This window comes from Glaciibacter superstes DSM 21135, assembly GCF_000421145.1.
In the GTDB taxonomy this organism is placed as follows: domain Bacteria; phylum Actinomycetota; class Actinomycetes; order Actinomycetales; family Microbacteriaceae; genus Cryobacterium; species Cryobacterium superstes.
In genome coordinates, this window is the sequence record NZ_ATWH01000011.1 from 1 (window position 1) to 14,467 (window position 14,467).

The 14,467-nt window shown below is 63.2% G+C and carries 11 protein-coding genes and 1 pseudogene; 7 read left to right on the forward strand and 5 right to left on the reverse strand.

Annotation, left to right across the window (positions count from 1 at the left end; translation table 11 throughout):
* From K323_RS26445 to K323_RS28990, 3 genes are all read left to right on the forward strand, one after another.
* A partial coding sequence (locus tag K323_RS26445; protein WP_022886127.1) for a cation-translocating P-type ATPase occupies window positions 1-2,587 on the forward strand: 2,587 nt, incomplete at its 5' end.
* A 392-nt stretch (window positions 2,588-2,979) separates the two neighbouring features.
* Window positions 2,980-3,765: a hypothetical protein gene (locus tag K323_RS28520; protein ID WP_022886128.1), complete on the forward strand. Its 786-nt coding sequence runs from the start codon at window positions 2,980-2,982 to the stop codon at window positions 3,763-3,765.
* Window positions 3,766-3,906: 141 nt separating this feature from the next.
* Window positions 3,907-4,338, forward strand: a complete 432-nt coding sequence (locus K323_RS28990) for a hypothetical protein (protein WP_022886129.1) — start codon at window positions 3,907-3,909, stop codon at window positions 4,336-4,338.
* Window positions 4,339-4,345: 7 nt separating this feature from the next.
* Here K323_RS28990 and K323_RS26460 read toward each other — a convergent pair whose 3' ends face one another.
* A complete protein-coding gene (locus K323_RS26460; protein ID WP_022886130.1) occupies window positions 4,346-4,933 on the reverse strand; it encodes a DUF3267 domain-containing protein in 588 nt (195 codons plus the stop codon).
* Window positions 4,934-5,190: 257 nt separating this feature from the next.
* On the opposite strand from K323_RS26460, the gene K323_RS28995 reads away from it, so the two are divergent.
* Window positions 5,191-6,135 carry a GAF domain-containing protein gene (locus K323_RS28995; protein ID WP_022886131.1) on the forward strand — a complete coding sequence of 315 codons (945 nt, stop codon included), beginning with the start codon at window positions 5,191-5,193 and terminating at the stop codon, window positions 6,133-6,135.
* 270 nt (window positions 6,136-6,405) lie between these two features.
* Here the strand turns inward: K323_RS28995 and K323_RS29000 are convergent, their stop codons facing one another.
* A complete protein-coding gene (locus K323_RS29000; protein WP_022886132.1) occupies window positions 6,406-7,302 on the reverse strand; it encodes a hypothetical protein in 897 nt (298 codons plus the stop codon).
* 247 nt (window positions 7,303-7,549) lie between these two features.
* Between K323_RS29000 and K323_RS0115230 the strand changes: the two genes are divergently transcribed.
* On the forward strand, window positions 7,550-7,930 hold the full coding sequence (locus K323_RS0115230; protein ID WP_022886133.1) for a hypothetical protein: 381 nt from the start codon (window positions 7,550-7,552) through the stop codon (window positions 7,928-7,930).
* A gap of 45 nt (window positions 7,931-7,975) precedes the next feature.
* A complete protein-coding gene (locus K323_RS0115235; RefSeq protein ID WP_022886134.1) occupies window positions 7,976-8,596 on the forward strand; it encodes an RES domain-containing protein in 621 nt (206 codons plus the stop codon).
* 30 nt (window positions 8,597-8,626) lie between these two features.
* Here K323_RS0115235 and K323_RS29500 read toward each other — a convergent pair.
* The 3 genes and pseudogenes from K323_RS29500 to K323_RS26475 form a co-directional block, all read right to left on the reverse strand.
* Window positions 8,627-8,785: pseudogene (locus tag K323_RS29500) on the reverse strand (DUF4913 domain-containing protein); the annotation flags it as partial.
* 519 nt (window positions 8,786-9,304) lie between these two features.
* Window positions 9,305-12,022, reverse strand: coding sequence for an HAD-IC family P-type ATPase (locus K323_RS0115245; RefSeq protein WP_022886135.1), 2,718 nt, complete (start codon window positions 12,020-12,022; stop codon window positions 9,305-9,307).
* 90 nt (window positions 12,023-12,112) lie between these two features.
* Window positions 12,113-12,994, reverse strand: coding sequence for a universal stress protein (locus tag K323_RS26475; protein ID WP_022886136.1), 882 nt, complete (start codon window positions 12,992-12,994; stop codon window positions 12,113-12,115).
* 462 nt (window positions 12,995-13,456) lie between these two features.
* On the opposite strand from K323_RS26475, the gene K323_RS0115255 reads away from it, so the two are divergent.
* On the forward strand, window positions 13,457-14,467 hold the full coding sequence (locus tag K323_RS0115255; RefSeq protein WP_051147389.1) for a universal stress protein: 1,011 nt from the start codon (window positions 13,457-13,459) through the stop codon (window positions 14,465-14,467).

The following is a 14,467-nucleotide window of genomic DNA, read 5'->3' on the forward strand; positions in this document are numbered from 1 at the left end:
TGTCTCTCTCGTCGCGTGGGTCGTCGAAGGGGCAGAGGGTGCGCCCGTCGACGCCATCGTGATCGCCGCGATCGTCGTCCTCAATGGGATTCTTGGCTACACACAGGAGGCGAAGGCCGAAGATGCCGTAGTCGCGCTCGGCACGATGTCCGCCGCGGCATCAACCGTCTTGCGAAGCGGCGAGCTGAAGACCGTGCCGTCCGCCCAGTTGGTGCGAGGCGACGTGCTCGTCCTCGGCGAAGGCGACGCCGTCGGTGCGGATGCCCGACTGCTCACTGCGAGTGCACTGCGCATCCAGGAGGCATCGCTGACCGGTGAGAGCGAGGCGGTCACCAAGAATCCAGCGACGCTGACGGAGCCGGCGCCGCTCGGCGACCGGGTGAACATGGTCTACAAGGCCACCTCCGTCGCCCAGGGCGTCGGGCGTGCGGCCATCACGGGGGTCGGGATGTCGACCGAGGTGGGGGCGATCGCCGAGATGCTCGACGCGACCGTCGAAGAGCCCACTCCGCTGCAGAACGAGATCAACCGCATCGGCAAGATGCTCGGCGTCATCGTCGTGATCGTCGCTCTGGTGGTGATGATCACCATCATCCTGGTCGAGGGCATCACGGCGCCGAGCGATCTGGTCGTCGTGCTACTGCTCGGAGTCTCACTCGCCGTGGCCGCGGTGCCAGAGGGGCTCCCCACGATGCTCTCGGTCGTACTCGCGATCGGCGTGCAGCGCATGGCGAAACGCAACGCCGTCGTGAAGAAGCTCAGCTCGGTGGAGGCGCTCGGCTCCGCATCGGTGATCTGTACCGACAAGACCGGCACCCTGACCCGCAATGAGATGACGATCGAACGCGTGGTTACCTCCTCCGGGCGAGCCGACGTCACCGGTGTCGGATACCGTCCCACGGGTTCGGTGCTGAGCGATGGTGAGGAGCTCCCCGGCGACCAGCGCTATGAGGTGCAACTGGTGCTCGGCGCGGGATCTCTCGCGAACAATGCCCAGCTCACCGAACACGACGGCGAGTGGCACATCCAGGGGGATCCGACGGAGGCCGCGTTCCTCGTGGCGGCCCGCAAGCTCGAGGGCACGACGGGACACATCGACCGTTTCGAGCGGCGGGCCGAGATCCCGTTCACCTCTGAGCGGAAGATGATGTCGACGCTGCATCAGGAGAAGACCGACCGAAGCCTCCTCCTGTTCAGTAAGGGCGCCCCCGACGTGCTGCTGAGCAGCTGCACCCTGCTTCAGGTGGGCGAGAAAACGGTTCCGCTCACCGAAAGGCTCCGGCAGCAGGCGATCGATGAGGTGGAGGCCCTGTCGGCGGAGGCCTTCCGCACGCTCGGTGTCGCATACCGGGTGCAGAACACCGCCGACTCCTCGGCCGACGTCGACGAGTCGCTCGAGCACGACCTGGTGTACGCCGGTGTCGTCGGAATCATCGATCCGCCGAGAGCTGAGGCCGCCGAGGCGATCTCCGAAGCGCACCGCGCGGGCATCCGCGTCATCATGATCACCGGTGACCATCCGGCCACCGCCGCAAGGATCGCCGCCGACCTCGGGATTATCGGGCCGTCGGCACGTGCGGTGACCGGAGCCGAACTCGACACGCTCGATGACCACCAACTGCGGAACGTCACGCGTGAGGTATCCGTGTACGCCCGCGTGTCGCCCCGGCACAAGCTGCGTCTCGTCGACGCGCTGCAGGCCGACCAGCAGATCGTGTCGATGACCGGTGACGGGGTGAACGACGCTCCCGCACTCAGGTCCGCCGACATCGGCGTCGCGATGGGCATCACCGGCACCGAGGTCACCAAAGAGGCCGCGCGCATGATCCTCGCCGATGACAACTTCGCCACCATCGTCGCGGCGGTCCGTCAAGGCCGGGTGATCTTCGACAACATCAAAAAGTTTCTGCGCTACCTGCTGTCATCGAATGTCGGCGAGGTGCTCACGGTGTTCCTGGGCGTCGTTTTCGCCGGTGTGATCGGCCTCACGGACGCGAGCAGCGACGCGCTCGTCCTGCCGCTGCTCGCGACCCAGATCCTGTGGATCAATCTGATCACCGACTCCACCCCCGCGCTCGCGATGGGCGTCGACCCCGAGGTTGACGACGTGATGGCGCGGAAGCCGCGCAAACTGACCGACCGGGCGATCGACGCGCGCATGTGGGGCGGGATCCTCTCCATCGGCCTCGTGATGGCATTGGCGACGCTGTTCACCATCGATCTGTTCCTCCCCGGCGGTCTCGTCGAGGGCAACGACACGCTCGAAGTTGCACGCACGGCCGGATTCACCACCCTCGTCTTCGCCCAGCTGTTCAACGCGCTGAATGCCCGTTCGGAGACGACCAGCGCGTTCCGGATGCTGTTCGCGAACAAGTGGCTCTGGGGCGCCATCGCGCTGGGTGTCCTGCTGCAGATCGCCGTCGTCGAGGTGCCGTTCCTGCAGGTGGCCTTCGGAACCACGTCCATGGATCTCGCCCACTGGGGCACATGCGTGGCACTCGGATCAGTCGTGCTCTGGTACGACGAGATCCGCAAGGTCCTTCTGCGCGCACTCGCGAGGCGCCGCGGGGAGGTAAAACGGTGCTAGTCCGCCTCTTCGACGTCGGCGGGGCCTTCGTTGTCTCGGTACTTGATTCGTACTGGAACAGGGGTGGGGTCGGTGCGATCTTGTCGGGTGCTGGTGTGGACATAGTTGATACTCGATTCTTTAGCTCTGCAAGCGGTGTGCCGTACCGAATTCCGACGGCGGACGACATCCACGGACTCACTCGTCGCGTCGGCCCGCGCCTTGCGTGGCACCCGCTCCACGCTCGTGCCCGGTTGAGAACTGCGGGCGGACGGCTCGGCGCATCCGTTTGACATCTGCGGGACCTTCGGATCTGTGCACTCGGGAGTGCGCCGCTCGATTCCGGGAAAGGACGCGAGCGATGTCGTGGAAGGCGTCCCCTGGCGCTCGCGTCGCTGCTCGCGGAGGCGCTGGTGCCGGGTCCGCGTACAGCCGCCGCCCATGCCCTGGTCTTGCTCATCATCGTTGGCGGGGGACTGATTGAGGGGATCGCGTTGGGAGTTCTTCAATCGGCAGGGCTGGTGCGATGGCTTCCTTCGTTCAGCCGACGAAGATGGATCCTGTCGACCACACTCATGGCGGGTCTCGGCTGGGCGGCGGTATCCGCCGCTGCCCAATTCAGTGCCGACGGGATTCCACTGCACCTCCAACCATTGATCGGTGGCGGATTGCTCCTCGGAGCCCTGATGGGCTCAGTGCTCGGCGCAGCCCAGGCCGGGGGACTGCAAAGGATCGTCCGACACCCGTGGCGCTGGATCTTGATCAGCATTCTGGCATGGGCGCCGGCGATGGCCGTCATCTTCGCCGGTGCCACGGCGCCACGGTGCCACGGCGCCAGACGCAAACTGGTCGCCGTTCCTGACGCTACTTCTCGCAACAGTGACCGGAGCGGTTGCGGGCGCGGTGCTCGGGCTCGTCAGCGGGCTCCCGCGCTCGTTCTCCTTCCGGGCGCCCCTGAGACGAAACGCTGGTGGCGGAACCTCGACAACCCGAGCGCCGTCCGGGTTCTCCTTCGTGGCGAGTGGCGAGTGGCGGAGGGCAGGACCCTCCGCCCACACCAGCACGGCTACGACGAGGCGGCGCGGGCCTATCGCGCGCGCTGGCCGCAGATCCAGACACCGGCGGGCGGGCCTCCCGTTATCGTCCGCATGGAACTGCGGTCGGCGTCAAAAACCGACGCGGGCTGGGCCGCCGTCTGAGGCGAGCACTTCCGCGAAGACTCGCACGCTGTTCCGTGCGGAATTGCGGATGATTCACCTCGGGACTTTCGCCCTGTGCCGCTCGCGGACCGAGGAGGTGCACTGAGGACGCAGGGCCGCGGACCACGTAGAACGGAGTATGTGATATGGGATGTTCGACTCCGAGCGACGATATTCTGGTCGCTGCTCGTCGTATCAGGTTTCAACGCGCTCCCCGCGATCGGCGGCGGAATCGCCATACTTGTCACAGACGGGCTCGGGATGCCTGCTGCCTTCCTCGCGATCAGCCCGTTCACTTCGTTCATGTGGCCAGCTCTGATCCTGATTATCGTGGTGGGAGGTCTTCGGGCTCTCGCGGCCGGGCTCCTGGTCATGCGCCGGGAGTCGGCCCTGTTGTGGTCGGCTGTGGCCGGACTCGGGATGCTCATCTGGATCTTCACCGAGACCACTCTGATTCGTGGATCGTCCTGGTTACAAGTGCTTTATTTCGCAACCGGATCGGCGCAACTCGTCTGTGTGCTCGCAATGCTCGGAATCGCGGGCTGGCTCCCTCGGGTGCCACTCCGCCGGTGAGCTCTGGCTAGCTCGCGGCCTGGGGCAAGAAGACGCGAACCTTGTCCCCGTCGTCCTTCACCAGCGCATCTCGCGGCAGTCGCGTCACCACGAATGCCTCCACGAAGTCGCCGGACGATCCGGCGAAATTCAGGGCCAGGACGACGTATGCGGTGAACCGAAAGTCCACCGGCACCACCAGGAGCACAGCTGACAGCACCACGCCCCACAGCACCGCCGGCGCTAGCGCAACGAGCACTGCGCTCCGCCGTGTGAGGTAGGCACGATTGCCGGTCGTAAGGAAAGGGAACCGCACCCGATACGAGGGCTTCACCTTGGTGATCAGCTGGAGCATGACCCCGTGCGTTGCTTCGTGCAGCGCCATATAGACGAGGGCGGCGACGAGCGTCACCGGAATGGTGAGAAACGGGCTCCACCCCGTGCCGAGGGGAACGCGGAACAACAGCGGGACGATCACAGTGACCACGGCAATCACGACGAAGATCGCTTGAATGGCGATCGCCGACATCCTGTTCTTCTTGAGATCGACTGCCTGGTGCTCCCGATAGTCGGAGGGGAGGTGGGTCCCGTCCTGTAGCGCGGTTCGGTCGATCATTTTGTCTCCTCGGTCGTCGGCAGGTCCGTTCCGGTGGTCGTGCTCTACACAGACTTTCGGCCACACCAGAAAAGTGCAAGGGCCTGAGGTCCCGTCACGCAGCACGGTCGGAGCGCCCAGCTGGCCTGGCAGAACGTCGTCACCCTTCCGCGCCCGCTCTTCGCACCACTAACCTTCAGCTGAGGCATACCGAGGATGGAGGTTGCTGATGACGGAGGACGGTTCCCTGATCTTCCCTGAAGGTCCGCGCGCCAGAATTGGACGAAGCGCTTGGCGACCTCGTTGCTCGGGCCTCCGATGTGCTTGCGACCCAGGGTCGGCTGTGCGTGCTTCTCAAGGCCAAGCAGCTCATTAGTCAACAACTCGATCTGACGGTCGTGCTTCGCCGGATCGTTGAGACGGCCATCGACCTGGTTGACGCCCGGTACGGTGCGCTCGGTGTCATTTCTCCTGACGGGTCGCTCGAACAGTTCATCCATGTCGGAATGGCCGATGACGAGGTGTCAGGCATCGGCCGCCTGCCCGAAGGACACGGGCTTCTCGGCGCACTGATCGACGATCTGCAGCCGATTCGACTTCCCCAACTTGCCGACGACGAAAGATCGATGGGGTTCCCCGAGCAACACCCGCAGATGGAGAGCTTTCTCGGCGTGCCGATCCGCGTGGGCGATCAGGTCTTCGGCAACCTTTATCTCACGAATGCTGCGTCAGGCGAGTTCAGCGCCGATGATGAGGAGCTCGTCACCGCTCTCGCGTCGACCGTCGGTTTCGCCATCGATAATGCCCGCCTTTTTGAGCGGGCCAAGCGCAGGCAGGCGTGGCTGGCGGCATCCGCCGAACCTCTGTTCTTCGTCAACGGCGGGCTATTCAACCAGTGGGTCCGCCAGGTGGTTCAGCGGGCCGTCCGTGAGAACCGGGGGAGCGGTCGAGAGCCGCTGGGGACGCTGGTGTTGGCCTCGGAGCCGATCACGGATTTGGACACCACTGCCGCCGAGGAGCTCGTCGATCTGGACGATTGGCTGGCTTGGCGCGGGATCACGCTGGTGTTCGCCGAAATCAAGGGACCGGTAAAGGACACGCTCGAGCGCTACGGGTTGAATGACCGGTTCACGGACGAGCGTTTCGCGCCGACGGTGGGTGCCGCGGTGGATGCCATCACCGGTGAGTTGCGAACGGACATCGAAGACACGCCGGACGTCTAATCGCGGAGCGAGGTGGGTTTCTCGCGCGTGCGGGGGTACCGGGAGCGACTCTCCCAACTACTACTGGTGAAGACCATTATCCGTTTTCACACTATGGGTGCTGGTGCTCCAGTCGGACGCCTTCCGGCCCATCCTTATGGTGGATGGATTCTCACCAGATCTTTCATACCGGAACGGATTCTCACCAGATCTTTCATACCGGAACGGATTCTCACCAGATCAGGGGGGCGGACGCCGTGGAGTCAATAGTCGTCCGACTCCACCGGCACTTCAATTCTGCAGCGGCCCGCTCACAGCGTGATCCAGCGTCGGATCCGCAGGTTCGGTGACCCGCTCCCGAGGCACCAGAAGCCAGACGATGAGGGCAGGCAATGTGGGTGCAACGAACGCGTACAGAGGATCAGCGCCGCCAGAGACCAGGGACTGGTAGACGAGGATCGAAGCCGCGCCCAGGGCATAGGACGCCAGGCCGGCGACGAGCCGCCAGCGGGGTGATGTGACGCCGCGGTTCGCGATGAACGCGATCGTGCAGTTGGCGAGGAACGGCACGATGAACAGGCCCTGCACCTCCAGGCTCAGGTTCTGCTCGGGGTCCACGCCCGCGCCCGAGACGAGAGCAAAGGCGACAGAGACCAGGGCGTACCCGATGAAGGCGAAGGACGCCGTGACGAGCGCTCGTACGATCCGCTCGAACACCGGGGGCAGGGCGGCGAGTACCCCTTGGGGATATCGTGCGTACATGGCGGCGATAAGACTGAACGCGAGGGTCTGCACGAGCATCTCCGGCAGCCCGATCGCGTGGTACCACAGCGGCACTCTCGTGTAGACGAGTCCCTCGATCGAGGATGGCGCTGCGGCGGAAGTCGAGAGGATCCCGATGCCGACCAGCAGCAGCCACAACCAGAGCCAGCCGAGTCGCGCCGCGAGCACCCTGCGGAACGGCAGCAGCACAGCGGCGATGATGACGCCGCGGACCACCTGCACGACGGGACCGACGAACAGCGAGACCGAGCCGAACTCCTGCATGTAGTCGCGGATGACTGGCTGCTCGAACAACGTCTCGTAGTCGAACGCGATCGACGCAATGATGCCGACCAGGAGATAGGTCACGACGTGCACCAGTGTGACCCTGATCACGAAGCGCCCTGCGCCTTCCCTGTGTTCCATGTGCGCCAGTCTGGCCTCCCGGCAGGGCGGTCGGTAGGGGGAGAGCTCCGATTGTATCTCGTACCTTCTGTAAACAGAGTGGCTTCAACTTGACATGATAACCATTATCGGTCAAATAACCGGATAAAATGGTAGGTGTAAAACCAGACGTTCTTGCGGACAAATCACGGGGCATGTAGTGTGAAGCTCTATTGGCGTTGATATTCTTCATTACTGGTGGAGAACCCGAAACGAGGGAAACGAAGCTATGAGCTTTGCAGGAAGCACCAGAAGCGATGTGCATGCGACGGGTCACCTCAGCGCGATCAAGCTCGATGTCCGTGATATCACCGCAGCGCTGCAAGCCGACCTCGGGCAAGCGCTCTTGAGTGTCATCGTTGGCAAGGAGCCACGCACCGTTTCAAGGTGGCTGACGGGGACGAAGCCACCGCAAGCCACCGAACAGCTTCTTCGCAACGCCTATCAAGTGCTGCAAGTGATCGAGTCCGTCGATGCCGCACCGACGGCGCGTGCCTGGTTTATGGGGATGAACCCGGATCTGGACGACAACTCGCCGGCGGAGGCGCTGTCTGAAGGCCAGATGAGAAGCGTGATGGCGGCGGCTCGCAACTACGTGATCGCCAGCTAGCGTGGACTTACGGTCCTGGCCATCCCACCGAACGTGCTGTACCGGGTGGAATTCCTCTACCCACCGCTGCGGTTTTCGATGATCTCTCCGCTTATCGCAGCAAAGCCCGATGAGGGCAACAGATTCGACGTGCTCGGCGCCGGCGTATTGTATGCCGCTACTGAGCCGGAAGGCTCCTACGCGGAAACGCTGGCTAGCTTCCGTCCGAAGGCGTCGTTGCTGGCGAAGATGGACGCGCACGGGCCGAACCAAGTATCCTCTGGCACTGTTCCAGCAGAATGGCGACGGAAGAGGATGATCACCCAACTGCAACCTTTTGGTGCGCTTCCTTTCTTGGACATCGAGGCGGCCGCGATACATACGCACCTCACCTCAGCGATGGCAGATGTGCTCGCGGCCTTCAATGTGAACAACTTGGATGTAGCTCAGATACGTGGGCCGAACCGACTGCTGACCCGAGCGCTGGCGACGTGGGTGTATTCGCAGGCGGACGATGATGGAATGCCTCTCTACGGGGGCATTCGGTATGTTTCCAGGCTCGGCGATTACGAGTGCTGGGCGCTGTTCGATAATGCACCGCTGGCGGCCACGACACGATCACCCATCAGCCGCAACGCGAAAGGGCTGCAGGAGGTCGCTGACGTTCTCGGACTCACCATTCTCTGAAAATGCACGAGTGGAATGGGCGGAAGTCGCTCAACCTCGCATATCAGGGAAGAATCCCTCCGGTGGTGGTGAGTACGGCATCGGATCGCCGTGGGTATTGCGGTCGGTCGATTTGGTGAATGGTCCTTCTGGGTCGAGCAGGATGGGCATGTGGTGATCGGCGTGTTCGATCCACCAGCTGCTCATTCCGGTGCATGCCCCAGTTGCTGTTTGTCGCCCTGCACTCTCCTCTCAGAGTCAGGGGTGCTCCAAGAGCCCCGCGAACTTCTGTCAGGGAATAGAGGGACGGCTCCTTTCCTGACGCGTTCCGTCTTTCTGTTCTGACGCCTGGTTGGGGTACACCCCAAATAGACACATCAGCATGCGCCCTGGTGCGTAGACGGGAGGTTCTGAGCGATTTCCTTGCCGGCAGGGCATACGCGAATCGGTACCCAGACAACTCTTCGCGGGCCGGCACGGGCGGCGCTTGCGGGGGAGTGTCCGCACGGCGTCGGCTTGCGGGCGGTGCTGTAGAGGGGAGATTTTCCGCAGCCGCTGCGATCATCTGCTCACGAGTAGCGTGCGCCTTCAGGAAAGTCCATTTGCTGCTGAAAACGTTTGGAGCCTTTGGACCGTGGTGGCCATGTTGAGCGGCTCGGCCGTTTCGGTCGCGTCCCGTGGAGTGGTGTAGTCATAGGCGCACCGACACTGCCGATGGTGTGGCCACGGTCACCGCTGTCCTCGCGCCACCACCCGTTCGATCGCCTTGCCTATTTCGACGAACAGGAATATCGCAGCCGACAGGCCGAGGGTGTACCCCCACTCGCGCAGACCGATCGGTGCGGAGCGGAACCAGAGGTTCATGAACGGGGTGTAGACGAACACGAGCTGCAGTATCAGGAGCGCGCCGGTGGAGATCCAGATCACCGGGTTGCCGCGCAGCACGGCCAAGTTCAGGCTGGAGGCCTGTAGGAAGCGCGAGTTGAAAAGGAAAGCGAGTTGGCTGAGAGTGAGCATGGTCACCGCAGTGGTTTGCGCTTCAGCGAGGGTGGACCCAACGGCACGCTCCAGAAAAAACACTGCGATGGTGGCACCGCTAATCAGCAAAGACACCCAGAAGATCCGGCCCAGGTAGCCCCGGCCGAGAAGGGATCCGCCCGGCTTGCGGGGCCGGCGCAGCATTACGCCTGGCTCGGCGGGTTCATAGGCGAGGGCGAGCGAGAGGGTGACGGCAGTGATCAAGTTGACCCAGAGGATTTGCGTCGGCTGAAGCGGCAAGGTAAATCCGAATAGCACGGCGACAAGGATGACCAGAGATTGGGCGGCCGTGGTGGGCAAGAGGAAGACGATCGACTTCTGCAGGTTGTCACGGATGCGCCGCCCCTCTTCAATGGCACGTTCGATGGTGGCGAAGTTATCGTCAGCTAGGACGATATCGGCGGCCTCTTTAGTCGCCTCCGTGCCCTTGATCCCCATCGCCACCCCGACGTCAGAGCGGGTGAGCGCGGGGGCGTCGTTGACACCGTCGCCCGTCATCGCAACAACCTCCTCGTGGGCTTGTAACGCTTTCACGATCCGCAGTTTGTGCTCGGGGCTGGTGCGTGCATACACGTCGACGTCACGCACGACCCGGACGAGTTGGTCCTGGCTCATCGCTTCCAACTCGGCTCCGGTGATCACCCGTGAGTGTGCATCGTCTGTGATGCCCATCTCTCGGCTGATTGCCCGCGCGGTGCCCGCATGGTCACCGGTGATCATCTTCACCCAAATACCGGCGGCGTGCATGGTGGCGATCGCCTTGATCGCCTCCGGCCGGGGCGGGTCCACGATGCCAACCACCCCAAGGAACAGCAACCCACTATCGACGTCCCCTGGGTGCAGATCGACCATGTCGTCGGGAGGGACAACTGTTGCGGCGGCAAGCACACGCAGGCCTTGCGCGCTGAGATCATCGACACACTCATCCCAGTACGCCACATCGATCGGCTCTGGCTTTCCGACGGCGCCGAGCTGCAAACTGCTGCGCGCGAGCACTTCCCCGGGGGCTCCCTTAAGAAAAATATGCAACTTCCCGTCGGGGTTCTTATCGAGCGTGGCCATGAATTTGTTGTCGGACTCAAACGGTATGACTGCGATCCGTTGCCAGCTGACGGAATCGAAGCCGGCCTTGAGGGCGAGGGTTCGCAGTGCCCCTTCGGTCGGTTCGCCGACGACCCGCCATTGGCCGTCCTCCTCGGTGACGCGGGCATCATTGCAGAGGGCCATGACCGCGATGAGTTCGGTCAGGTCGGGGCGGGTATCGAGCGTGGCGGGTTCGTCGTCGAGGCTGATCACGCCAACCGGCTCGTAACCGATTCCGGTGACTTGGTAGTGGGCGGCTCGGGTGACGGCGCTACGCACCGTCATCTCGTTGCGGGTGAGCGTGCCGGTCTTGTCGGAGCAGACGGTGGTAACCGAGCCGAGCGTCTCGACCGCGGTCAGCTTGCGGACGATGGCTCGACGTTTGGCCATCTGCTGCACGCCGAGAGCCAGGGTGATGGTGACAAGAGCCGGCAGGCCCTCGGGAATGGCCGCGACCGCGAACCCGATTGCTGCCGACAGTAGATCATTGGCGTCTTGATTGTGCAGAAGACGGCCGATCACGAGCATAACCGCGGCTACGCCAAGGATGAGCAGTGTTACCTTCTTGCCGAAGGAGTCCAGCTGCCGGGTGAGCGGCGTGGCGAGGCTCTGCACCCCGGTGAGCATCGACTGGATGCGGCCGATCTCGGTATCGACACCGGTGGCAGTGACGACGCCGATCCCGCGACCGGTGGTAACAATTGTGCCCGAGTAGAGCATGCTGTGCCGGTCGCCAATTCCGGAATCAGGAAGAACCGGGCTGGTCATCTTGCCGGAGGGAACCGACTCGCCGGTGAGGGCGGACTCCTCCACGCGCAATTTGGTTGCCTCGACCAGGCGCACGTCGGCGGGCACCTTGTCACCGGATTTAACCCGCACGATGTCGCCGGGAACGAGCGCTTCCGCGTCTACGTCGACCCACACGCCGTCGCGGCGGGCATCAGCGTGCAAGGACAGCATCCGGCGGATGCCGTCGAGCGCCTTCTCGGCCCGCCCCTCCTGCAGGAAACCAATCACCGCATTGATGACGGCCACGGCGAGAATGACCGCGGCATCGATCCAATCACCGAAAATCGATTTGAGTACAGCGGCGGCCAGCAGCACGTAAATGAGCACGTCGTTGAAGTGAGCCAGAAACCGCAGCACCGGGTGCCTGGTGAGCGGGGCAGCCAGCAGGTTCGGGCCATAGGCGGCCAAGCGTTGCTCTGCGGCACCAACGCTGAGGCCCTGCGGGTTCGATTCGAGATCCGCGAGCACCTCCTGTGACGGGCGCGCGTATGGATCGTGCGCGCGTAAGAGCGCGTCGGTCTGGGATGTAACGCTCATGAAAGCACCGTCTCGTAGGGGCCTCGCGTCGAAATCCGGGTGGTTGATTTAGGAACTCGATATGTCAACCCGGCCACTCCAGCGGCCTCGCTATTTTCCGCGCTCGGCGTTCGGTATGAGCAGAGGCATGTCGGCGGGGTGCGGCACGACCACGACCGGGCACGGCATGCTGATCAGCAGGTCGTGGGCTACCGAGCCGAGTAGCAGCCCGGGAACCATCCCGCGTCGGTGGGTGCCTACCACGACCATTTCAGCGTGCTCAGCCGCGTCGGTGAGGGCCAGAGCAGCAGGTCCGTGTTCGAGCGTGTCTCGCACCACCACGGTCGAATGCTCGGCGCGAACCCGTTCGACCACTCCTGCCAGAACCTCGGCGTGTGCCATCCGTATCTCGTCATAAGGACTAGCACCGGCGCTCAACCATCCGAGAGCGAGCAGGGTGGGGATGCGCCACGCATGCACGACCGAAAGTTCACGGCCGAGCCGCTCGGCTTCCCGGGCGGCGAAGTCCACCGCAATCTGAGAGGTATCGTCGTCATCCACGCCGACGACGACGGAACCGTTACAAGGCGTCCAGTCTGTGGGCACGATAACCAGGGGGCAGCTCACCCCGGCTGCGATCTGGTGGCGCAATGTTCCATAGACGAAGCCCGCGGCCTCACGAGTACCGATAACCAGCAGATCGGCGTCAGCGGCGGAAATCAACAACTCCCGGCGCGGCGCGCCTCGTCGTACCGACGTCATCACCTGTACGGTGGGCGCTTCGCGTCTAACCCGACTCGCGGCATCCATCAACATCTGCTCGTAAGCAGGAAGGACCCGGTCCTCCGTGATCGTCGTCGGCAACCTTGCCAGATCGATGACAGTGGTGAGCTCAAGAGATACGCGAATCGTGCGGGCACGCTCGATCACCCAGTCGAGCGCGGCTCGGCTTCCCGTGCCGCCGTTCAGCGCGACGACAATTGTCTCGGCCATACCGTTTCCTATCCCTGATCTCATGGAGAACTGGTGCCTGGGCTATCACTTCACGTTCTCAGTGCGGTGTGGTTACCGGAAGTATCGGAGATCCGCGTAGCCCGATCTGCGGCGTCGCGAACCAATCCGATGTCGGTGTCGTCCCTACGTGAACATACAGTGCTGAGGCCCGTCGCCGACGGGCTGGCGAACAGCATGCCTGGACAGGCCCCCAGTGTAACGGACAAGGCTCGCCAGAACTGAGGCCGCAGCCGGGTGGAACGGGGGGATGCGGCCTTTGGGGTGGACTGCCGTGATCGTCACACTCGGGAAACCGCGCGACTGAGCGATTCACGATTAAATCTCACAGGTGCTGATCTTGTTGCGCGCATGCCGTCCATCAGGTCATGCAGTGACCTGAATCCCTGGAATTGAGATCACTGATCCCACGCTCTTTTCTCTCGAATGTGCAAGCCTGTGGGTATGCGCAATGTGATTCTGGTTGGCGTTGATGGCTCGTCGAACAGCAACCGAGCTCTGGATTGGGCAATCGTCGAGGCTGATATTCGCAATTGGCCGCTGCGATTGGTGAGCGCGTTCCCCCCGGCGTTTGTCGCGGATCCAGTTGTCGGAGCGAGCTATGCACTGGCCGCAAGACGGGAAGCCGAGGCCATCCTTGACCATGCGACGGCACGCGCAGAGGCTCGAAGCGTTCGCACCGAAGCGCATATTGAGTGCGGTGATGCCAGCAAGGTTCTTGTCGAACATTCCGAAACCGCCGGACTGGCGGTAGTCGGCAAGCGCGGCAGAGGAGGCTTTGTCGGGCGACTGTTAGGTAGCGTCTCTTCGGGCCTGGCAGCCCACTCACACTGTCCCACTGTCGTGGTTCCGCAGGAGGGGCATGAAAGTGCTGTCACCGGGTTGGAAGTCGGTCAAGGCACTCGTGGTGACCCCAGCAACGAACGTGGCGAGAAGAGCGCGATGCACCCAACCTTCTCCGATGCGGTTGGTACAGGAGATACGGCGCGGCAGCAGGAAAGCGCGATTAATGGTCTTTCCTTTGCTGGTCAAATCGTGATGGCGGTTGACTCGGGTTCGCAGGGCCCCGCCTTATGGGAAGCCGCGGAAATGGCGCGCATCCACGGTAAACCGCTTGCGTTGGTGTCCGTGAAAGGTACAACCGTCGGTGACCTGGGTTGGTCGCCATCCGTGGAAGATTCGGATCCGTACTACGAAGAGGAACTAGCAAAGTTGACCCGCGTCGTTGCTGCGGTAGCAGCACGGTACCCCGATGTGAAGGTCAGCCGGCATCTCTTCGTGGGAAAGGCAGCAGAAGTTCTTGTTCGAACGACGCAAACCGCCGACTTGGTGGTGCTCGGGACCCGGGGCCTCGGCGGATTCCCTGGACTGCTATTGGGTTCCGTTAGCCAAGCCGTGCTGCATCACGGACGATCGCCGATGATGGTGGTCCCTGGAGCGAATACGGTGGGTTAG

What these genes read in the sequence shown, in the direction of transcription:
- K323_RS26460 (WP_022886130.1), bottom strand. Translation starts at nt 4,933, where the DNA reads ATGATCGACCGAACCGCGCTACAGGACGGGACCCACCTCCCCTCCGAC.
- K323_RS29000 (WP_022886132.1), bottom strand. Translation starts at nt 7,302, where the DNA reads ATGGAACACAGGGAAGGCGCAGGGCGCTTCGTGATCAGGGTCACACTG.
- K323_RS0115230 (WP_022886133.1), top strand. Translation starts at nt 7,550, where the DNA reads ATGAGCTTTGCAGGAAGCACCAGAAGCGATGTGCATGCGACGGGTCAC.
- K323_RS0115245 (WP_022886135.1), bottom strand. Translation starts at nt 12,022, where the DNA reads ATGAGCGTTACATCCCAGACCGACGCGCTCTTACGCGCGCACGATCCA.
- K323_RS26475 (WP_022886136.1), bottom strand. Translation starts at nt 12,994, where the DNA reads ATGGCCGAGACAATTGTCGTCGCGCTGAACGGCGGCACGGGAAGCCGA.
- K323_RS0115255 (WP_051147389.1), top strand. Translation starts at nt 13,457, where the DNA reads ATGCGCAATGTGATTCTGGTTGGCGTTGATGGCTCGTCGAACAGCAAC.